The organism is Pleomorphomonas sp. JP5 (genome assembly GCF_023721815.1).
Taxonomy (GTDB): domain Bacteria; phylum Pseudomonadota; class Alphaproteobacteria; order Rhizobiales; family Pleomorphomonadaceae; genus Pleomorphomonas.
Genome location: NZ_JAMDLI010000001.1, coordinates 294,137 through 312,595 on the forward strand (window position 1 = coordinate 294,137; position 18,459 = coordinate 312,595).

The following is an 18,459-nucleotide window of genomic DNA, read 5'->3' on the forward strand; positions in this document are numbered from 1 at the left end:
TCCGCCGTGTCAGTCGTCAAACCTCCTCATGAGTTGGTCGAGCCGTCGTTCGGCGGCAGGATCGATTTCAAGGGCGACGCCCGCTTCGGTGATCAGCACCAGAAGGCGGCATTCGAGGATGTCGGCCGGAAGTCGCATTTGAACGAGGCCCGCGTGGTCGAGATGGCCGAAGGCGGGAAACGTGATGGGGCAGTCCTTGCGGCCCGCGGACACCGTGCCGGCGCGGTCGCACTGCGCACGGCCACCGGCTTGCCGCAGCCAGAGCAACGCGGCGCCCTGATCGATGGTGAGAGGTGGCTTCATCGCAGCGCCCCCGCGACAACTATAGTGCCAGCGAACACCGCCATGCCGAGTGAAACGACCAGCGCCAAGCCAGGGCGATCGAGCGGCATCAGCGCCGCCCGAACAAACAGGGAGACAAGGCGCGAGCGGGAACTCATTCGGCTGCCTCCATCCCCGCGCCCTCGCCGCCCGCTGGCGCGATGTCACAAGCGCCAGCGGGGGCGCCAGCCGATGACACATCGGCCGGCACGCCGGGGGAGGATGCCGGCGGGAGAAGAGGAGAGCGCGAAGCGCCATCGGGCCAGTTGTCGGCCATCCAGGATACGGCGGACTGTAGGCGGCGAGCCCCAATGTCACGGCCATGCCGGATCGCGGATAGCCGCTTGCCGTCGTTCAGCATGCGCTTTGACAGCGTTGCTTCACGGATTCCCATCGCTGCCGAGGCGTCTGCGCAGAGTGAAATGAAATCATCGACCCACATGATGCGCGATCATGCGGTGCATATACCGCACAAGTCAAGGGTCTATGTACCGCTACTGCTCACGAGCCACAGAGGTTTAAATACCGCATGGACAAAAGCCTGATCATCTCCCTGAAGACGGGCATACGTGAGCGCGTAAAAGAGCGCCTTGCAGCTCTGAACATCAGCGCTCGACAAGCCGGCATTCGCGCCGGCCTCGGGCCTGAAGGTGTCCGCAATTTCCTTCGCGAGGATCTGGACGACACAAAGAACCTTCCGAGGCTCGACACGATCGTGAAGCTTTGCGAGGCGCTAGATTGCCCCCCGGCGTGGCTGTCGTTTGGCGGTGATTCCCAGTCTGAAAGCCACGAATCCAGCTGGCGCATCGACGTAAAATTGAAGCTGCAAGCAGGGGTTTGGAGGGCTGAGAAGACCGATTTACCAGATCATCTCGGCGAAATCGCCATCCCACCTCAGGAGGGTTTGCTGAAGTCGACACTCTACGGCGCGGTGGTCGAAGGGCTTTCGATGAACCTAGTGTACCCACCCGGGACGATTATTGTTTTTGAAACGGTCATCGACCGCCCGGATGAAGTAATAGCTGGCGCGCGCTATCATATTGAGCGCAGCTCAGCGGATGGACTGGTCGAGAACACCATCAAAACTGTAGAAAGGGACGCCTCCGGACGTCTGTGGCTGGTGCCCGAATCTTCTGAGCCAGAATTCAGAGCGCCGATACCGGCGGTAGCGCAACCCGGCGGCGACATGTTCTATGTCGGCAGGGCCGTTTGCGCCCTAATACCAGCTAAATAATAGCAATATAGCGTATTTACTTATTTACCCTCACTGTCAGACGTCCACTGAAAGTGTAGTCGCAGACGCCCAACTTGAACGGCGCCTTGCCTGCAACCGGATAAATGAAGAGTGTCGTCGATCCATCTGGATTAGGCCACTTTTTAGCCTCCGCAACATCACTCTCCATCAGATCCAGGGCAGAGACACACTTCTTTTGACGGTCGACGTCGCGCTCCAGAACCTCTCCAGGCGAAGGGAGTATAACCTTGGGGGACTCTCGGTTTGGGGACTCCGGACGAGGAGGTTCCTGCAATGACGTCTGGTCAACAGGAATAGAGCCCAGCGAAACAGCCGAGATCACGAACTCAGTAGGGGATTCCAGTCTCCAACCTTCGCTGGACTTCGCAAAGCGACAGGACGCACTGTGGCGCAGCAATGCGCCATACATGTTTTGAGCATCAAACACGACAAATGCCATATCGCCCGAAACCCAACCGCGAACGTGCCTGTACGTGGCTGGGGAGATCGAGTTTTGCCGCACAGCCTCGGAACAAACCACAGCAGCCCGATCTTCTTTGGTGCCGATATCGGAATAGGCGGCATCAAAACAATCCAACCGTTCAACGGCCGAGCGAATCGACACACAGCCCATAGCGGCATCCCGTGCCGTTGCCACACTTGTTCCAGCCCATGAACCCAGAACTACGACAAGTGAAGGTATGAAAAACCATCCTGACCGTGCAGACATTGTCGTACACTATCAGAAATAGCCGAGTCCAAAAGCGGTACATAAACCGTCTTTCTATTGACAGCGGTACATGACCCGCGATATCGCTCCCTAGGTCAAATCCGGAAAGGGAGCACGATGACCGCCGCCACGACCCCGAAAACCATATCCATTCGGCCAGGGGCATCGGTCGATAAGATTGCCACAGCGCTCAAAGCCCTGCACGACGGTGAAGTTGATGCGGTCACTTTTCCCTACCCGATAGAGTTCCGCCGATCAGCCGATGACTGCCCAGCTAAGGCCGGAGAGCGCTGCGAGGAGATTGGCAAGGCCACTCTCGCGCACCCACCGATGGGCGAGTCCATGAAGTTATGGCTGGCCGAACAGAAGAGATCGTTGAAAGCAGCCGCACCATCTTCCGGCATGGATGCCACCGCCGGCGGCAAGTGAGTGCGCGCTTGCGGACAACGTTTGTAGCCGCAGCACTCGCCATTCACTTGGCGGCAGGAGAGCGAAACCCAGAGGGACCGAAGCTGTAGCGCCCTCAGATGACCCACGGCATGGGATGAACCGTGGGGCGGCATTAAGCGGCTAACCGGGGAACGCGGCTCGGGAACCTGCCAACCGCCGAAAGAGAGAGCAATGCGTGACGGGCGGAGAGAGTGCCGCAACCAATTCGCCCGAGGGGGCGAACGAGGTGGAGTGACGGCGGTAGTCTTTCCCGCACCGACCACGCAAACGGGCACATGGAAAGGCGGCTTTGCCAATCGAGCCTGATCGATCGGCCGAAATGCCAACGCGACGTCAAGCGTAGCAGGTCGAGGACTCCTAGATCGCCCTCCAATCTGGCAGCGGGATGCCGCTGCCAGTGAGTTTCGCCCTCAGGGGCAACAGCATTCGGCGCCAGCCTTACCCATGGTGCCGACCAGCCCGGCGGCTGAGTAGACGAGTGCCAGCAACGCAGCCGCCGGGCACCCCATCCTTTCCGCGCTTTATGCGCGGATAGGCGGCGCCGGAAGCTCCATCGCCTCAACAAGCCCGGCGCCGCCAGTCCTTTCAAAGGAGTGCTCTCTGTGAAGGTCACCATCGCCCGCGACGCCGCGCATGCCGCCTTCGCTAAGGCCCGGCGTACAATGCCGCGAAAGGCCGACATGCAGATCCTCGGCACCGTGCTTCTGTCGGCCTACGGCAACGCGATGACCGTATCGGCGGCCGACTTTGACCGCCGCATCACCATCGCCATAGCGGCCGAGGTGGAAGAGCCGGGGGAAATCTGCGTTGAAGGCAAGACGCTTGGCGACGCGCTGAAGCATTGGCCTGAGGGCGAGCGCGTAACGATCAATCACCCCCTTGCCGAAGGCGATACCCGCTGCGTCGTCTCCTGCGTCAGGAACCGCGTCCGTATCGGCACCCTGCCCGCCGAAGACTTCCCGGAGATCGAGCGCGGGTCGGCCGATATCGCCTTCGAGATGGCCGGCGCGGATCTCGCCAGGGCTATCGAGCTTTGCCTTCCTCACGCCTGCGATGACGGCACCCGCCACTATCTGCATGGCGTCGCCATCGGCGAGGACCGGCAAGGCGACCTCGTCTTTGTCGCCACCAATGGCCATACGCTGCTGAAACGCACCTTGCCCATACCGGATGATGCCGGCGGCCTGACGCTCCGCATCATCCCGACAGAGGGCGCAACCGAGATTGCCAAGGTGGCCGCCGACCGGAAAGCCGAGCCCGTCGAGCTGGCGTTCTCCGACCGTGCGATACACATGAATGCCGGCGACACCACCTATACGGCTTTGCTCATCGACGGCACCTATCCCGATTACGAAGCCATCATTCCCCGAGATTTCGCCCGGTCAGTGATGGTCTACGCCGGGGCGCTTGCCGGCGCCGCCGAACGCGCCGGGGTGGTGCTGAAAGGCAAGGCGACGGGGATAGCGCTCCACGTTTCGGCCGAGGAGATCTTGGTCAAGGCTCGCCATGCGGACGCCGAGGCGGAGAGCGAAGCCGACGCAGTCTATGACGGCCCGGAGTTCGTGGTCGGCGTCAACGTCGACTATCTTCGCGACTGCCTCGCGCCGATCGGGGCCGGCGAAGCAGCCCTGTCATTTCAGGCGGACGCAGCCTCTCCCATCGTCATCACCGCCGAGGGGCTACCGGGCGTCACGGCGGTGCTGATGCCCGTAAGGCTTCCGCAATGAGCGCGCGACCCTACCCGCTCGACCTTGCCGCCCTACCCCTCGGCGCCATCGTCATTGCCGTCGACTGCTGGGGCGAGCAGCCGATAGCGCTGCGTGTCATTGAACGCGGGAAGCACAACGTCACAGGCCGCACCGCGACAGGCGGCACGATGTTCGTCGGCGGACCTTTGGTGCGCCGCATGGCGACGGCCGAAGAAGCCGAGACCTTTGGCAAAACCACTTCCCCCGCTCCCCAAGCCAACCCGGCGACGCCGCCGGCCGGCACCACCATGCAGATGGAGCTTTTCTGATGCCCTCCACAGCGGTCCTGGAGAAAGTCACCATTAATGCCTCAGCGCGCCAGCGCGAAACCGAGGCTATCGTTCAGTTGTTCAATGGAGGTCTTAGCCGCACACAGATAGCTCATCAGATGGGGATGGCCACCAGTACCGTCTCCGACCGGCTTGTTGACGCAGGTTTCCCAAAAGGCGAAGCCGGCCGGCGATGGACCGAGGAGGAAAACGCAGTGATCGCCGAAGCGGCCAGAGATCCGGCCGCCACGGCTAAATCCATCGCGCATCGCCTGCCCGGCCGGAAGACCGTCGTCATCGTGCCGAAGTTGCGAGCGGCGCGCCAAGCGCTCAGCGATAAGCGGGGTCGAAAGCAACCGACGCCCCAGCTTCGCACCCAGCCAACCGAAGTCCTCGAGGCAGGCATGCCCAATTGGCCGCTGCCACCAGGGGCGATGCGCGATCGGCGCGGCATCACCCTCCCCCGCATCTCCATTCAGTTCGAGGTGCGCCATGGGTGAGCCCATTTCCGAGAAGTGGTTGCCAGCGGCATGGATGGATGAATGGGTGCCGGCGCCCCAGCAAGATCCGAGCGCCTTCATACGCGGGCCGGTCGGCGACCTATGGCTGATCGCGCCGGAGGGCCAGGACGATAATGATGCCTATCGGATGCTGGTTTCTCCCGGCGATCTCGTCGAGTTCGAGTTGTGCCGCGTGTGGCCTGATATCGAGGTGACGATAGGAACAAACCACAAAGTTGAGAGACACGGACATATCCCAGATGGCGCGACGCTTTTCTGGTACGACCGCGACCCCGACACGATATCCGACAGCCTGGACGCGCTGATCGAAACACTTGCCGGCGAATACGAGCTTGAGCCCGGAACGATCGAGGTCGAATTCTACGATTGGTCCATCAGCGCGCAGTTTCGCCTCGTCGTTGATGACGGCGGCGCCCGTTTGGAGAGGGTTGAGGAGGCCAGCGCCAATGGCTGACTTCCCTGACGACATCATTCTGTCCGCACGCAAAGCGGCTGCGAGCATCAGTGAGGCCGAACGCGGCTTTCGGATCGCGGCACTATACTTGGCCGGCGAGCTTGATCATGGGCACATTATCCAGGGTATCGCCCATGCGATCCTCTCCGAGCGCGAGCGGTGCCGGGGGATCACTGACGACTATGACCAAGGTCCCGGCGACGACAGCCCCACGGGGCCAGTCATGGCCGGACAGGTGCAAGTGGCTCAATCGATCGCCCGGCGCATCGACGGTGGCAGCGGTCACACCGAGTCCGCGCTGACCGGAGTTCTGGTAGCCCAAGCGGTCGAAGCCGAACGGCTACGCATTGCCGAAACCCTTGACGCAGAAGCCGAAACTACACCATGCGAGGAAGATGCGGTGATCGTGCGCGATTGCGCGCGGTTGGTGCGCACCGACTTCAATTACGAGATGGCGGAACGGCTGGCAGAAGCGGAGGAGGTCAGTTATGGCTGACCGCCCGGGGACCCACGACCTTCTGTCGATGGCGGCCGCCCCGATCCGGACGGCCGCCGATCTGAAACTCATCGGCAAAGAAGTCTGACTGATGCCGACGCCCCCTATCTCTGACGAACGGCTGGAGCGCGCCCTAGTGGCCGCCGCGCTTGTCGTCGAGACGTATGGGGAGGTTTACGCGCCTATTTTCGAGCGGTTGGAGAAGGAAGTTGCCGCTAGGAAAAGCGCTGATGGTCCGGTGGCGCGGGCGCGGCGGCTGCTGGCATCCCGCACCGTTGAGAACCTCATAGCGCCCGCACAGGAAACACGATCTTTGTCAGCCACTCGTGCTTGAGTTCAAGCGTCGGCCCGAGACCGTACTTGGGGCGCTGATGCTTATGACCCATCATCACAGCTATGACCTTGTCAGGCGCGTTGACGGCCGTCAGGCGATCTTCAAAGGTGTGCCGAAGGCTGTATAGGCTATGGCCGCTCGTCGGCCGCAGCCCATTCTCACCGAAGAACTTATTGACCACGGCAGAAAGCGTGCCGCCTTTGTCGCGGTACCGCTTAAAGCCTGTAGGCCGGCATCGCATCGCCTCTAGCGCAATCCCGACGAGTGGTATTTCACGGGCGCTGTGCTGCGTTTTCATTCTGCGACCTTCAGGCGCCACGATGACATACGGCACAGGCCCATTGAGGCGGATTGTCTTGGAGGTGAGATTGACCGCCTCTGAGAGGCGAAGACCTGTCTCAGCTATCAGATACACAATCAGTCGTGCATCCTCATTGAGACCATCGAGTCGGCCCGGCGCCAATATCTGCTCGCGAACGAATTCGGGAGTGAAGGCCGTCCGCTGACCGCTCGCGCCGCCGGCAATGCGGAGCCCCTTGAACACCGGGTCCAGGCCAAGAAGATAGGTTTCGTCGAGGCACGTCAACATTGCCGAGAGCGCGCCGAAATCCTTGTTTGCCGTGTCGATTTGAAGATCTTCATGCACAATCCGATCCGACCACCAGGTTCGGAAGTCAATCGCATCTGAGCGGGAGATCCGGTCGATCTGCTTGTCACCCAGAACGGTCACCAGGTTGGCAATGGCACGTTTTTTGGGGTTTGCCCATTTGCGCAGTTGGTCCGTGGATAGATCGGCGATGGTCGCTGACTGCAAGCGGCGATAAGCGTCGAACAAGCCCGTCAGCATGAATGCCGGCCGATCGGCGCCACCGAGGACGGCTGCGACATCGGCGCCATTGTCCATGCCAAGGCGACCACCCATTACTGCTTCCAGCCGGGAGACAATCTCATCGAGTGGCCGAGTAGAGAGTTCGCCTGCCGAGATATAGTCAAAGCCGAGGCGCCGCGCCCTCGCCCTCGCCGCCGCATAGCCTGCCTGTGCCTCGCCGACACGACCAGACGACAAGCCGCGCCAGTATGCTTCCAAACTTGCATCCATGGCCTTGGCGACACTAGCCGCCCGAACCCCACGAGGATCGTCCACGACACGAATCTTTGTCGATTGACGAACGACCCCCCGCCGATCCAGTTCGGCGAACGCGGTCGGCACACGACGCACGAAGTGCCAGAAGCCTGCCCTTTTGGTTAGTAACTCAGCCATAACGCCCGTTATACGTTTTGTTGGACGTTTTTTGCGCTAGCCGGGCACCCCCTGTCAAGAAGACCGCCAAAAATGGCGCAAATCAGCCAAAAATGACCGACGAAGTTGACTCCCTCCGGCTCCGCCATAAATTCTTGGTTTTATTGGTATTTATGGATTTCCGCCTGCTTCGGCGACTTCCTCCAACTTCTCAAAGACATGTGGCAGGGGCCTTTGGCCAATCTTTCCGTGAGACCCATTTGGTACGGAACTGCCAGCTTACCATGCGCCTTTATCTCAACTGACCAGATTGGTGGTACGGTTCGGGGCCATGATCGCCATCTCAGACCGGGACGCGGTTCCCGACCACTGATCCTCTTCCATCGGCAAGGTGTATCCCAAAGACGACATCGCGATGCAGTCGCCACGATTGCAAACGCCCCGCTGAGTGGCGGGGCGCTTCGTGTTTGTTGTCGTCCTGCGGCATGGTGTGCCGTTCAGCATCTTGGTGGGAAGCCGAGCGCGACTCGCTGCGCCGGCCAGTCGGGTGGCGGGTTGCTCATCGCGCTGAGACGCTTGGCCGAGAGTTCGATCGGCTGGCGACTGTCAAGGATTGCATCGGTGATGTCGGGAGCGAGCCAGACCAGCCGCAGGATGCGCGTGAAGTCGGAGGGGATCACACTGTCGACTTCGATCACCACGGCGACCAGGGGGGGGCGGATGAGCTTGGTCCTGTCGAGCACCGACTGATGCTCCCAACCCGACGCCGATGTCGATCTTCCCGCCGAAACGGCCTTCCTGAAGGGGCTATGACGCCTTCAAGCGGTAGGTGTCGGCATTGGTCGACATGCCCGGCGGGCTGATGGACCTCCTCTTCGGCTTCCTCCACCAGATCGACGGCGTGCTGTCGATGCTTGCCCGGGAGCGAGAGTTCGCGCAGATGACCGATGTCGAGGTACAGAGGTCGATGCGATCTATGCCGGGGTTCGCGTGGCGTTGGCGAAAGGCTCTTGAAAATGACCCGATGCCTTGAAGGGCAGCGGGCGTCTGCGACCGGCGAAGGCCAAGGTCTTGCGCCTGCTGTACCTTCAGTCTGACCAACCGCTTAGGCGATCAGACGTCTCGGAATTCCATCCTTAGACTTTGCCATTACTTCGCGGGATAGCTCGCAGCCTTGGCTGCCGCCGGAGGCAACCGCAGCGGCAGATGCCCAGCCGGCACAGTCATCCCGGTCGCCTTGAAATGCATGGCTTCGAGCGCTGGCCTCACCGTCGCTGCACCGACGCTCATGGACGGGCAATAGTCGCGCCTGAACCGCTCGGCGGCTTCGGAAATCTCGGAGCGGAGAGCGTCTTCGTCGACACGCGTCAGCTTCCGGTCGGCCATCACCACCCGACCATCCGTGATGACCGTCTTGACGGCCTCGGAGTTGACGGAGAAGGCGATCTGATTGCGGAAATCATGCAGTGGCAGGAAACCCCAGTCGTAGCGATCAAGCAGGATGATGTCGGCTTTCTTGCCGACCTCGAGCGAAGCGACCTCGTGCTGCATCAGGCTGGATCGGGCGGCGGCATGCGTCGCCATGTCATAGACCTCGTGCGCCGAAACCCAGGTGTGGAAGTCATGGCTGCCGATCTTGTGCAGACCCGCCGCCACCTTGATCGCCTGGAAGATGTCGGCGCTGTCGGCCGAGGCGACACCATCACATCCCAGAGCCACGTTCACGCCGGCCTGTTTGAGCTTGCGGATTGGCGAAACGCCGGAGCCGAGCTTGAGGTTGGCCAAGGGATTGTGGGTGGTTGACGCTCCGACGGATCCCATCATTTCCATGTCGGCGTCTGTCAGCCAGATGGCATGGTTCATGGTGAGGCGGTGCGTCATGCAGCCGACCTTGTCGAGGAAGGCGGGCAGCGTCATGCCATACTTGGTCTCGCCGGTGACCGCCTGCGTCTTGGTCTCCAAGACATGGCAGTGGATCGGCAGGTCGAGCGTGCGTGACAGTTCCCCGACTTCTTCGAGCAGTTCCGGCGAGCAGCGCTGCGGTCCGCAAGGGCCGAGGATGATGCGCATGCCGTCCTTGTCGTGCCAGAGCCGGCGTAACTCTTGGAAAAGCGCGATCTGCTCGGCGCGTCCCGGCGTCGTCAGCTTGCTCAGGCGCTCTCGCAGATCGGCATCCATCAGCTCGGCGGTGAAGGGAGGCAGGCTTGCGAGAAAACCCTCGTCCCACATGGAGGCGGTGATCCAGCCCTTGAGACCGAGATCGCGATAGGCGGTCGCGGTGGCATCCACCGCGTCGGGCGTGAAGGCCATGTTGATGACGTCGTCCTGCAACGACGTGACGCCGGATCGCAGCGAGACGATGCCGACAAGCATGGCCCTGAGGTAGTGCTCGCGCCAAGTCAACGTCGGAGCGCCGAACGGCGGGTAGACCTCAGACAGCCAGATCTCCAACGGCAGGTTGTCGTAGCGCCCCATCTCGAAGCCTTCGTTCGAATGCATGTGCGCATCGACAAAGCCCGGCAAGACGATCGAGCGTCCGGCGTCGACCACTTCGAGATCCGGATGGTTCGCGGCCTCGGCCGACAGGTCGGCGCCAACGGCTGCAATCCGGTCGGCAACCACCAAGATGTCACCGCTCTCGTACTCAGTACCGGCAGCGTCGTTCGAGAAAATGTGTCCGTTTCGGATCAGAAGGGCCATGTCTGCTTCCTTGTTAAGGCATGGGTGCGCTGGGTGGCGGCACGAAATCTGCTTTGAGAAGGCTGTCGAATTTTTCGATGGCCTGATTGCAAACCTGAGGTGTAGGAAGCCGATGCTTCGCCCGATCGAACATGGACTTGACGTGCGCTTGATGCGCATCTTCCTGATTCTGATCGAGGAATGCTCCGTTTCCCGGACGGCGGTCCGCCTTGGTCAGAGCCAACCGGCCATCAGTCTGGCGCTGAAGCGCCTCAGGGAAATCCTGGGTGATCCCCTTCTCGTTCGTTCCGGGGCCCATTTGGTACCAACCGAACGAGGCGCGGAGATCGGCCGGCGCGTGACGGACATTCTTGCTGAAATAGACAGCATGGTGCTCAACGCTGAGACATTCGAACCGTCTACCGATGTGCGCAGCCTGCGCATCCAGGCTGCAAACTGTCTCGGCACCTTCTTCCTGCCGCGTATTGCCGCCGCCCTGCGCTCCGAGGCACCGGCCATGCAGGTGGATTTCAGCGCCATCCCGGATGAACGCGACATATTCGAAGAAATGGAGACCGGCTCCATCGATCTGACCATCGGCAACTGGCCGGCGCCGCGCGAGAATCTCAGGATCGCGCCGCTGCTCGATGCCGACATGGTGCTGGTCATGCGGCGAGACCATCCGTTCGCGCAACGGGCCAGCCTGACGCTCGAGGAATACCTTACGCTGGAACACCTGTCGCCCACGCCGACCGCATCGGCGGCGATCAGCCCGGTAGACGGCCGTCTCGCCCAGCTCGACCGCAAGCGCCGCATCTCGATGACGGTTCCGGAGTTCACGCTGGTGCCATGGGTGCTCGCCGCTTCGGCCGGTCTGGTATTCACCTCCAGCCGACCCTTCGCCGAGGAGATGGCCAGCAACATGGCCTTTGCGCTGGTGGACGCGCCGCCGGAGCTCGGCTTGATGAAATTTTATCTGCTCTGGCATGAGCGCGCCCACCACTCGCCTTTCAATCGCTGGCTCAGATCACTCGTTCGGAGGGTTTCGCAGGACCTCACCGACCGCGGGTCCTTACCGTCGCCGAAAAAAGAGGCGGCTTCCATATTGCCCACCTGATAATCATTATTAGCTGCGAAGGCCTTTCTCCGAGCGGAAAATCCGCTTCAATCGGTGTCCGTCCAAGCAAACATCGGGGAACAACCAACATGTCGGACAATGGACTTTCGAGGGTAGCCGCGGCCTGTCTTGCGGCCACGATGCTCGTAACGGCGGGCCTTCCCGCCGTCGCTCAGGATTTCAAGGGCAAGACGCTGGTGGTCGGCACCTGGGGCGGCGACATCGAGCGCCTTCTGCGACAGAACGCCGCCGAGCCGCTGGAGAAGGAAACCGGAGCCAAGGTTGAGTTCGTGTTGGGCGGCTCAGGCGACCGCATGGCCCGCATCTATGCCGAGAAGGCCAACCCGACGATGGATGTCGCCTTCGTCAACATCTACGAGGCGCCGCAGGCTCTCAAGGATGGCATGGTCGAGGCGCCAGACCCGAACGCCCCCTATTTCAAGGATGTCTGGGACGGCATGAACAATGGCTGCTACGCCATGTCCTTGGTCGGACTCGGCATCGCCTACAACAAGAAACTGGTCTCCAAACCGCCGGAATGGGCCGACATGTGGAAGCCCGAGTTCAAGGGCAAGATCGCCCTGTCGAGCTATCCCGGCTCTGAAGGCGATGGCGTGCTCGGCGTCGCGGCCCGCCTCGCCGGCAAGGATGAGCATGATCCGGATGCCGCCTTCGGCAAGCTCAAGGAGCTGACGCCGATCGCCATGACCTACACCAATCTCGACGAGATCTTCGCCATGATGGACGCTGGCGAAGTGGCGATGGCTCCGATGATCTCGGGTTACGTGCTCGCCGCCCTCAAGACCCACCCCGACATCGGCTTCTCCTTCCCGAAGGAGCCCGGCCCGGTGCTGGTGCGCGACATGCTGTGCCTGGTCAAGAACTCGCCGGAGCCGGAACTTGCCAAGAAGTTCGCGGCCCTGGCCCTCGGCGTCAAGAACCAGACGGACTACGCCGAGCAGCTCTACTTTGGTCCGACCAACAAGAACGTCAAGTTGTCGCCGGAGGTGTCGGCCGACGTCATCGACACGCCGGACGAGGTCCAGGGTCTCCTGCAGCTCGACTGGCCCTACGTGATCTCGCAGCGTTCAGACTGGACCCAGCGCTGGAACAAGGAAATCCTCGGCCAGTAATCGGCCCTGTCGCGGCGGCCCGTCGGGGCCCTGCCGCGCACGGCAGACGGCCATTCCCAAACTGCGGTGCTCGCTCCCCTGCCCGAACCGCAGCCGGCTACCGCCGGTCGAGGCACCTTCCGGCGCGCGATCTCTCCCCCTCGTGCGCCGGCCTTTTCATCCACTGAAGGTTATCGCCGCCGATGCCGCCGTCAATTCTGCTCCTGCTGCCGGCACTCGCTCTTTCGGCCGTGGTGTTTCTCGCCCCCTTCGTCTGGTTGGCGAGCACATCCTTCCGCACCCAGGCGGAGGGATCGTTGCTGCTCGCGGACGGGCTATCCTTCGACAACTACATCCGCCTTCTCGCCGATCCGTTCTTCCTCGAGGTTCTTCTGCGGACGCTGGCCTACAGCGTCATCACGACAATCCTCTCGCTGATTGTCGCGCTGCCGGTCGCACGCTTCATCGTCACCCGCGCCGGTCGTCTCAAAGGCATCTTGCTGGCCTTGATGCTGGTGCCATTGGTGTCCGGAGCGCTGCTGCCTTCGCTCGGCATGCTGCACCTGATGGGGCCTCTCGGCGTGGTCAACGGCGCCTCCCGGCTCATGGGCCTGCCGACCGTGAAGCTGCTCGGCACGCCCACCGGCATCCTGATCGGCCTCGTCCAATCCTTCCTGCCCCTGATGGTCCTGCCTCTCGTCAACACTCTGGCTCGTCTGCCAGCTGACCTCGAGCAGGCTGCCGCTTCGCTGGGGGCGCCGGCAACCGCCATATGGCGCCGTGTGATCCTGCCGCTCGCCATGCCCGGCGTGGTGGCGGGCTCTGTGCTGGTGTTCTGTGCCACCTTCACGTCCTTCGTCACGCCGCAGGTGCTTGGACAGGGACACATCGCCACATTCGGAACCGTGGCCTACCAACAGGCAGGCCAGGTCCTCGACTGGCCGTTCGCCTCGGCGCTCGCCATGGTGGCGCTCGTCATGATCGGCCTCCTGCAAGTTGCCATTGCCATCGGTAGCCGCCTCATTCGCCGTCAGGAGGCTCAATGATGTCCCTGGCCACCACCCAGACATTGGTTACGCGTCTCTGGCGAGGCCTCCACGTTCTGTGGATTGTAATTGCCTACTTCGTGCTGCTTGCACCGATCGCCGTTCTGATCCTCGCGTCTTTCGACGACGGCAGCTTCTTCCGCTTCCCGCCGCAACGGCTGTCGCTCCGCTGGTTCGAAGCGGCGACCGTCAGCCGCGAATACCGCAGCGCTCTCGGCATATCCTCGGTGGTGGCGGTGCTCGCGGCGACCATCGCGGTGGTCGCGGGGTCGCTCGCCGCCTACGTCCTCGTGCGTCACCGGCCTCGCGGCGCCAGGATCATCGAGGCCATCCTGCTGGCCCCGCTGGTACTGCCGCTGATCGTCTGGGCGATCGCGCTGATGCAGATCTATTCGGCGCTGAGCCTCACCGGCACGCTGACCGGACTGGTGCTCGCCCACACGGTGATCACCCTGCCCTATGCTGTCCGCATCATGCATGCCACGTTCGAGCGTATCGATCCGGTGTTCGAGGCGGCGGCAACAAGTCTCGGCGCCCGTCCCTTCGACGTGGCGCGGCGCATCATCATTCCGCTCGCCCTGCCCGGCCTGCTGACCTCCACTGCCTTTTCACTGCTGGTCTCGTTCAACGACGTCATCGTCTCGGCCCTGATTGCCGGCGGTCGCTGGATGACCTTTCCCGTCCGCCTCTATTCGCAGTTGCGCGGACAGGGTGTCGATCCAACCACGCTCGCCATCGGCGCGGGCATCATCGCGATCATCCTTCTCGCCGCCATTGTCGGTGAGCTGACCATGAAATGGTCGCGGCAAGTGTGAGTGCATCATGACTGACTATCCCTACCTCGATCGCATGCCGAAGTTCGAACGCGACGGCATTCCCTCGCTGACCGGTTTCCGGCGCGACAGTGTCGCCGCCAAGGTGGTCCTTGCTGTCCGCGATCCGCTGGTCGTCGGCGAAGGGGCAGACGAGGACCAGATCGTGGCCGAGCTCGAAGGCACCGAGCAGGTGGCACGCACCGGTCTTTTCACCACCTACACCGGCCGCTTTCGCGGCATACCGATTTCGGTCGTACTCGGCGGATCCGGCTCACCGGAAGCCGAACTCGCGCTCATGGATCTCTTCAATTACACCGATTGCGATACGGTGATCCGCATCGGGGGCTGCGGTGCCTGGGGCGAGAAGGTGCGTGTCGGCGACATCGTCATTTCCTCCGGCGCCGTGCGCGACGAGGGTATGACCAAGGCCCATGTCCGTGCCGAGTATCCCGCTGTCTCTGACTGGCGGGTGGTCGCCGCCATGGCGGCGGAGGCCGAGGCCATCGGTCACCCCTTCCACGTCGGCATCACCCGTTCGGGCGACAGCGAATATTGCGGCTGGGGCAAGCCCGGTCCGGGCGGCTATCTGCAGGATGAGCACAAGCAGATCATCGACTACTGGCGGCGCGCCGGTATCCTCAATACGGACCGCGAGGCGGCGGCGATCCTGACGCTGTCGAGCCTCTACGGTCGGCGCGGCGGCGCCGTGTCGTCGGTCGGCGACAATGTGGTGACCGGCGAACCTCATCGTTCGGGCTCCGGCCAGCGCAACGCCATCCTCGTCGGGCTCGGCGCATTGGCGCGCCTCGCCGAGGAGGGGCAATGAAGGACTACCTCCACATCGAGGACGTGACCAAGCGTTTCGGTGAAACCGAGGTGCTGAAGGGGATTTCGCTCACCATTCCCAAGGGCGATTTCGTGGCTCTGCTCGGTCCGTCGGGCTGTGGCAAATCGACACTGCTCAAGATCATCTCCGGCCTGGAAACCGAGACGGCGGGTCGCATCCGTCTGGCCGGTGAGTGGCTGGCCGGCGTGCCTGCCTTCCGGCGCGACATCGGCGTCGTCTTCCAGAGCTACGCGCTGTTCCCGCATTTGAGCGTCGCCGAGAACGTCCGCTTCGGCCTCGACATGCGTCGCATGGGGCGGGCGGAGGCCGACGACCGCGTGCGCGAGGCACTCGATCTCGTCAAGCTCGACGGCCTCGGGGACCGCATGCCACGCCAGCTATCGGGCGGCCAGCAGCAGCGCGTCGCCATCGCCCGAGCGCTAGCCATTCGCCCTCGCCTTCTCCTGTTGGACGAGCCGCTCAGCAACCTCGACGCCATCCTGCGCAAGAGCGTGCGCGTCGATCTCCGCGAGCTTCACGCTCGCGTCGGCGCCACCACTGTCATGGTCACCCACGACCAGGAGGAGGCGATGAGCATGGCCGACAAGGTGGCGGTGATGCATGACGGGGCCATCGAGCAGTGGGGCAGCCCGGAAGATATCTACGAACGCCCTGCCACTGCCTTCATCGGCACCTTTGTCGGCAATCCACCTGCCAGTCTGGTAACGGCCCGCCGGCATCTTTCCGGAGGCTGGAGCGTTGGCAAGACGGCTTGGTCCCCGGATCCCCTGCTGGGCGAAAGGCTGGATAGGGTAAGAAACCTCGAAGTTAGGCTTGGCCTTCGGGCCGAGCGGCTCGACCTCGTCGAGCACGACGCGCCGGGCGCTTTTTCGGCCGAACTTACGTCGTCGGAGTATCTCGGCGGCGAACGCTTGCTGCACTTTCTCGTCGAGGGTCATCGCGTTGCAGTGGCTCATGCCGGCGCGTCGCCCGAGGTCGGCGCGGTTGTGGGCCTCCGACCGCGCGCCGCCGACGTGATGTTGTTCGACATCAATACCGGCCTCAGGATCGACACCCAATGAGACGCTCCGAGTTCCTCTGCATCGGACCGGTCGTCCTCGATCGGGTCATCGAGGTGGATCGCATTCCTGGCCCAGACGACAAGGCCTTTATCAGTGCGAAATACGACACGGCCGGTGGTCCTGCGCGAAACGTGGCCTTCGCGTTGGCCGGCTGGGGCGAGCGTGTGGTCGCCGCCTCCGTCGTTGGTGACGACTCCGTCGGTCAGCGGCTGCTCGACAGACTGAGCGAAGCCGGTGTTGGAACCGACGCCATCGAACGTGTGCCAGATCTTGAAACGGCAAGCTGCACCATCATCGTCGACGGCACCGGGGAGCGGGCTATCCTCATCGACCCGATCGACGATGCCGTGCTTGCCCGCATCGGATCGAATCTGCGGCCATCGTCAGGCGACGCCGTTCTTGCCAACCTCTTTCATGATCACGCCGCCTTCGACGCGCTGACGGAGGCCCGTTTAGCTGGGGCCTTGGCGTTTATTGATCTGGAGTGGCCCGAAATCGGGCGGTGGGGCTGGGCGGCAGCAAAACGCGCCGCCGCAGCGGCAGATGTCGCCGTCACCAATCGACAGGTGCTCAAGGCCTTTGCCGAGGAGCGGGGTATTGCGCCCGACGACAAGGCAGCGGCAGCCCTTTCCGATGAGCTCAAGCCAGCCGGCGGTCGCGTCTGCGTCACGCTCGGCGCTGATGGCGTGGTCGCCCGTGATGGCGACCACCTCTTCCGCCTGGCGGCGATGCCGGTGACGCCGAAGAACACCACCGGAGCCGGTGACCGCTTTCTCGCCGGGCTTGCTCGGGCGCTGACCGTCGGGACCACCTTCGAGCGCTCGCTCGCCCATGGTGTCGCGGCAGCCGGTCTCCATCTCGCCGGTGCTGGCGGCACCTGGGCCGAGGTGGAACGCGCAGCCGTGACCGTCAACGTTTGTCCTCTTTCCGCAGGAGCCCTGCCGTGAACACTTCCGCCGAGGCGATCCGCCGCGTATTCGCCGCCGCATGTCTGGGCGATGCTCTGGGCGCTGCCACCGAGGCCATGCACCCGAACGACATCGTCGCCGTATTCGGCGGCCGGGTGGATCGCCTGTTGCCGCCACCACCCAAGGCGCCCTTCGCAGCTGGCCTGACGCCCGGCCGGCTGACCGACGACGCAACGCAGATGCTGGCCATGGCGCGGCGCATTATGGCCACCCATGGCCGACCGACGGTCGACGATGCCGTCGCTGGCATGCTTGACTGGGCCGAGGATGCCGACGTCTTTGCCCGCTTCGCCGGACCGACCACCCGCATCGCCGTCGAGCAGTTGAAGGCCGGAGCCGATCCGGCCGCCGTCGCCAGCCCGTCCGTCTACTCCTGCATGTTCGGCACATCGAATGGCGGCGCGATGCGCGCCCCAGCCGCTGGTTGCGCCAGGCCGGGCCGCCCGGAGGAGGCGGCCAAGCTCGCCGCCGTTCTGTCGGCCCCGACACACAACACGCAAGTGGCCTTCGGGGGCGCTGGTGCAGTCGCCGGAGCCATTGCTGCCGGTCTGGGCGGTGCCGAATTCAGCGATATCGAAGAGGCGGCCGTCATTGGCGCGCGTGCCGGCGAAGCTGAGGCCGCCGCGTGGGGCCGCGTTGTCGGCGGGGCCGGCGTAATCCGGCGCATCGGCATGGCGGTCCACATTGGTCGACGCCTCGCAGGCGATGTTCACGCCGCTTCAGCCGAACTGACCGAAGTGATCGGCAACGGCGTCGCCATGGCCGAAGCCGTCCCGCATGCCTTCGGCCTCGTCGTCGCAGCACAGGGAAATACCTGGCAGGCCATCCTTGGAGCCGTCAATGGCGGCAATGACAGCGACACCATCGCCATGATCGCCGGCGCCATCGCGGCTGCTTATGAACCGGCAGAAAGCTGGCCGGCCGACATTGTCGCTGAAATCGAGCGGCAGAACGGCCTCGACCTTGCGACCTTCGCAGCCGAATTCGTCGCCTCGTTCTCGCCGGAGATCGTCTGAC

General features: G+C 63.0%; 22 protein-coding genes. 16 read left to right on the top strand and 6 right to left on the bottom strand.

Features of this window, described 5'->3' with window-relative positions:
- Nucleotides 1–9: 9 nt before the first annotated feature.
- Together M4J40_RS01410 and M4J40_RS01415 are read right to left on the bottom strand one after the other, a co-directional pair.
- Complete coding sequence (locus M4J40_RS01410) at nucleotides 10–303, bottom strand: hypothetical protein (protein WP_251751490.1); 294 nt, start codon at nucleotides 301–303, stop codon at nucleotides 10–12.
- Nucleotides 300–440 (bottom strand): hypothetical protein, encoded by a 141-nt coding sequence (locus tag M4J40_RS01415; RefSeq protein ID WP_251751492.1) that lies wholly within the window; start codon nucleotides 438–440, stop codon nucleotides 300–302. Before M4J40_RS01415 ends, M4J40_RS01410 begins: the two co-directional genes overlap by 4 nt.
- Nucleotides 441–850: 410 nt before the next feature.
- Here M4J40_RS01415 and M4J40_RS01420 point away from each other — a divergent pair, with 410 nt between their 5' ends.
- Nucleotides 851–1,555, top strand: coding sequence for an XRE family transcriptional regulator (locus tag M4J40_RS01420; RefSeq protein WP_251751493.1), 705 nt, complete (start codon nucleotides 851–853; stop codon nucleotides 1,553–1,555).
- A 16-nt stretch (nucleotides 1,556–1,571) separates the two neighbouring features.
- On the opposite strand, the gene M4J40_RS01425 is transcribed toward M4J40_RS01420, so the two are convergent.
- A complete protein-coding gene (locus M4J40_RS01425) occupies nucleotides 1,572–2,189 on the bottom strand; it encodes a hypothetical protein (RefSeq protein WP_251751495.1) in 618 nt (205 codons plus the stop codon).
- 213 nt (nucleotides 2,190–2,402) lie between these two features.
- Between M4J40_RS01425 and M4J40_RS01430 the strand changes: the two genes are divergently transcribed.
- The 6 genes from M4J40_RS01430 to M4J40_RS01455 all read left to right on the top strand — a co-directional run bounded on the left by M4J40_RS01430 (nucleotide 2,403) and on the right by M4J40_RS01455 (nucleotide 6,223).
- The gene (locus M4J40_RS01430) at nucleotides 2,403–2,714 is read left to right on the top strand and encodes a hypothetical protein (protein WP_251751496.1); all 312 of its coding nucleotides are present in this window, start codon (nucleotides 2,403–2,405) and stop codon (nucleotides 2,712–2,714) included.
- A gap of 623 nt (nucleotides 2,715–3,337) precedes the next feature.
- On the top strand, nucleotides 3,338–4,462 hold the full coding sequence (gene dnaN / locus M4J40_RS01435; protein WP_251751498.1) for a DNA polymerase III subunit beta: 1,125 nt from the start codon (nucleotides 3,338–3,340) through the stop codon (nucleotides 4,460–4,462).
- Nucleotides 4,459–4,752: a hypothetical protein gene (locus tag M4J40_RS01440; RefSeq protein ID WP_251751500.1), complete on the top strand. Its 294-nt coding sequence runs from the start codon at nucleotides 4,459–4,461 to the stop codon at nucleotides 4,750–4,752. Before dnaN ends, M4J40_RS01440 begins: the two co-directional genes overlap by 4 nt.
- Nucleotides 4,752–5,252, top strand: a complete 501-nt coding sequence (locus M4J40_RS01445; RefSeq protein WP_251751503.1) for a hypothetical protein — start codon at nucleotides 4,752–4,754, stop codon at nucleotides 5,250–5,252. Before M4J40_RS01440 ends, M4J40_RS01445 begins: the two co-directional genes overlap by 1 nt.
- Nucleotides 5,245–5,727: a hypothetical protein gene (locus tag M4J40_RS01450; RefSeq protein WP_251751504.1), complete on the top strand. Its 483-nt coding sequence runs from the start codon at nucleotides 5,245–5,247 to the stop codon at nucleotides 5,725–5,727. The genes M4J40_RS01445 and M4J40_RS01450 overlap by 8 nt, the downstream gene beginning before the upstream one ends.
- Nucleotides 5,720–6,223 carry a hypothetical protein gene (locus M4J40_RS01455; protein WP_251751506.1) on the top strand — a complete coding sequence of 168 codons (504 nt, stop codon included), beginning with the start codon at nucleotides 5,720–5,722 and terminating at the stop codon, nucleotides 6,221–6,223. Before M4J40_RS01450 ends, M4J40_RS01455 begins: the two co-directional genes overlap by 8 nt.
- Nucleotides 6,224–6,507: 284 nt before the next feature.
- Here the strand turns inward: M4J40_RS01455 and M4J40_RS01460 are convergent, their stop codons facing one another.
- Complete coding sequence (locus tag M4J40_RS01460) at nucleotides 6,508–7,818, bottom strand: tyrosine-type recombinase/integrase (protein ID WP_251751508.1); 1,311 nt, start codon at nucleotides 7,816–7,818, stop codon at nucleotides 6,508–6,510.
- A gap of 476 nt (nucleotides 7,819–8,294) precedes the next feature.
- Entirely contained in the window at nucleotides 8,295–8,540 is a 246-nt protein-coding gene (locus tag M4J40_RS01465) for a hypothetical protein (RefSeq protein WP_251751509.1), read from the bottom strand.
- Nucleotides 8,541–8,635: 95 nt separating this feature from the next.
- On the opposite strand from M4J40_RS01465, the gene M4J40_RS01470 reads away from it, so the two are divergent.
- Entirely contained in the window at nucleotides 8,636–8,830 is a 195-nt protein-coding gene (locus M4J40_RS01470) for a hypothetical protein (protein WP_251751510.1), read from the top strand.
- 116 nt (nucleotides 8,831–8,946) lie between these two features.
- Here M4J40_RS01470 and M4J40_RS01475 read toward each other — a convergent pair whose 3' ends face one another.
- Nucleotides 8,947–10,497 (bottom strand): amidohydrolase family protein, encoded by a 1,551-nt coding sequence (locus tag M4J40_RS01475; protein WP_251751513.1) that lies wholly within the window; start codon nucleotides 10,495–10,497, stop codon nucleotides 8,947–8,949.
- Here M4J40_RS01475 and M4J40_RS01480 point away from each other — a divergent pair.
- The 8 genes from M4J40_RS01480 (at nucleotide 10,469) to M4J40_RS01515 (ending at nucleotide 18,458) form a co-directional block, all read left to right on the top strand.
- The gene (locus tag M4J40_RS01480; RefSeq protein ID WP_251751515.1) at nucleotides 10,469–11,593 is read left to right on the top strand and encodes a LysR family transcriptional regulator; all 1,125 of its coding nucleotides are present in this window, start codon (nucleotides 10,469–10,471) and stop codon (nucleotides 11,591–11,593) included. The two genes, M4J40_RS01475 and M4J40_RS01480, sit on opposite strands and share 29 nt — an antisense overlap.
- Nucleotides 11,594–11,682: 89 nt before the next feature.
- A complete protein-coding gene (locus M4J40_RS01485; RefSeq protein ID WP_251751516.1) occupies nucleotides 11,683–12,726 on the top strand; it encodes an extracellular solute-binding protein in 1,044 nt (347 codons plus the stop codon).
- Nucleotides 12,727–12,908: 182 nt separating this feature from the next.
- Nucleotides 12,909–13,751, top strand: coding sequence for an ABC transporter permease (locus M4J40_RS01490; protein WP_251751517.1), 843 nt, complete (start codon nucleotides 12,909–12,911; stop codon nucleotides 13,749–13,751).
- Nucleotides 13,748–14,566 carry an ABC transporter permease gene (locus M4J40_RS01495; RefSeq protein WP_251751519.1) on the top strand — a complete coding sequence of 273 codons (819 nt, stop codon included), beginning with the start codon at nucleotides 13,748–13,750 and terminating at the stop codon, nucleotides 14,564–14,566. The genes M4J40_RS01490 and M4J40_RS01495 overlap by 4 nt, the downstream gene beginning before the upstream one ends.
- A 7-nt stretch (nucleotides 14,567–14,573) precedes the next feature.
- On the top strand, nucleotides 14,574–15,392 hold the full coding sequence (locus M4J40_RS01500; RefSeq protein WP_251751521.1) for a nucleoside phosphorylase: 819 nt from the start codon (nucleotides 14,574–14,576) through the stop codon (nucleotides 15,390–15,392).
- Nucleotides 15,389–16,474, top strand: coding sequence for an ABC transporter ATP-binding protein (locus tag M4J40_RS01505; RefSeq protein WP_251751522.1), 1,086 nt, complete (start codon nucleotides 15,389–15,391; stop codon nucleotides 16,472–16,474). The genes M4J40_RS01500 and M4J40_RS01505 overlap by 4 nt, the downstream gene beginning before the upstream one ends.
- Complete coding sequence (locus M4J40_RS01510) at nucleotides 16,471–17,421, top strand: carbohydrate kinase family protein (RefSeq protein ID WP_251751524.1); 951 nt, start codon at nucleotides 16,471–16,473, stop codon at nucleotides 17,419–17,421. The genes M4J40_RS01505 and M4J40_RS01510 overlap by 4 nt, the downstream gene beginning before the upstream one ends.
- Nucleotides 17,418–18,458: an ADP-ribosylglycohydrolase family protein gene (locus M4J40_RS01515; RefSeq protein WP_251751526.1), complete on the top strand. Its 1,041-nt coding sequence runs from the start codon at nucleotides 17,418–17,420 to the stop codon at nucleotides 18,456–18,458. Before M4J40_RS01510 ends, M4J40_RS01515 begins: the two co-directional genes overlap by 4 nt.
- The last annotated feature ends 1 nt before the right edge of the window (nucleotide 18,459 follow it).

Bases quoted from the DNA above. Each gene is read 5' to 3' on its own strand.
- M4J40_RS01410 (WP_251751490.1), bottom strand. From the start codon at position 303: ATGAAGCCACCTCTCACCATCGATCAGGGCGCCGCGTTGCTCTGGCTG.
- M4J40_RS01415 (WP_251751492.1), bottom strand. From the start codon at position 440: ATGAGTTCCCGCTCGCGCCTTGTCTCCCTGTTTGTTCGGGCGGCGCTG.
- M4J40_RS01420 (WP_251751493.1), top strand. From the start codon at position 851: ATGGACAAAAGCCTGATCATCTCCCTGAAGACGGGCATACGTGAGCGC.
- M4J40_RS01425 (WP_251751495.1), bottom strand. From the start codon at position 2,189: ATGGGCTGTGTGTCGATTCGCTCGGCCGTTGAACGGTTGGATTGTTTT.
- M4J40_RS01430 (WP_251751496.1), top strand. From the start codon at position 2,403: ATGACCGCCGCCACGACCCCGAAAACCATATCCATTCGGCCAGGGGCA.
- M4J40_RS01440 (WP_251751500.1), top strand. From the start codon at position 4,459: ATGAGCGCGCGACCCTACCCGCTCGACCTTGCCGCCCTACCCCTCGGC.
- M4J40_RS01445 (WP_251751503.1), top strand. From the start codon at position 4,752: ATGCCCTCCACAGCGGTCCTGGAGAAAGTCACCATTAATGCCTCAGCG.
- M4J40_RS01450 (WP_251751504.1), top strand. From the start codon at position 5,245: ATGGGTGAGCCCATTTCCGAGAAGTGGTTGCCAGCGGCATGGATGGAT.
- M4J40_RS01455 (WP_251751506.1), top strand. From the start codon at position 5,720: ATGGCTGACTTCCCTGACGACATCATTCTGTCCGCACGCAAAGCGGCT.
- M4J40_RS01460 (WP_251751508.1), bottom strand. From the start codon at position 7,818: ATGGCTGAGTTACTAACCAAAAGGGCAGGCTTCTGGCACTTCGTGCGT.
- M4J40_RS01480 (WP_251751515.1), top strand. From the start codon at position 10,469: ATGTGTCCGTTTCGGATCAGAAGGGCCATGTCTGCTTCCTTGTTAAGG.
- M4J40_RS01475 (WP_251751513.1), bottom strand. From the start codon at position 10,497: ATGGCCCTTCTGATCCGAAACGGACACATTTTCTCGAACGACGCTGCC.
- M4J40_RS01485 (WP_251751516.1), top strand. From the start codon at position 11,683: ATGTCGGACAATGGACTTTCGAGGGTAGCCGCGGCCTGTCTTGCGGCC.
- M4J40_RS01490 (WP_251751517.1), top strand. From the start codon at position 12,909: ATGCCGCCGTCAATTCTGCTCCTGCTGCCGGCACTCGCTCTTTCGGCC.
- M4J40_RS01495 (WP_251751519.1), top strand. From the start codon at position 13,748: ATGATGTCCCTGGCCACCACCCAGACATTGGTTACGCGTCTCTGGCGA.
- M4J40_RS01500 (WP_251751521.1), top strand. From the start codon at position 14,574: ATGACTGACTATCCCTACCTCGATCGCATGCCGAAGTTCGAACGCGAC.
- M4J40_RS01505 (WP_251751522.1), top strand. From the start codon at position 15,389: ATGAAGGACTACCTCCACATCGAGGACGTGACCAAGCGTTTCGGTGAA.
- M4J40_RS01510 (WP_251751524.1), top strand. From the start codon at position 16,471: ATGAGACGCTCCGAGTTCCTCTGCATCGGACCGGTCGTCCTCGATCGG.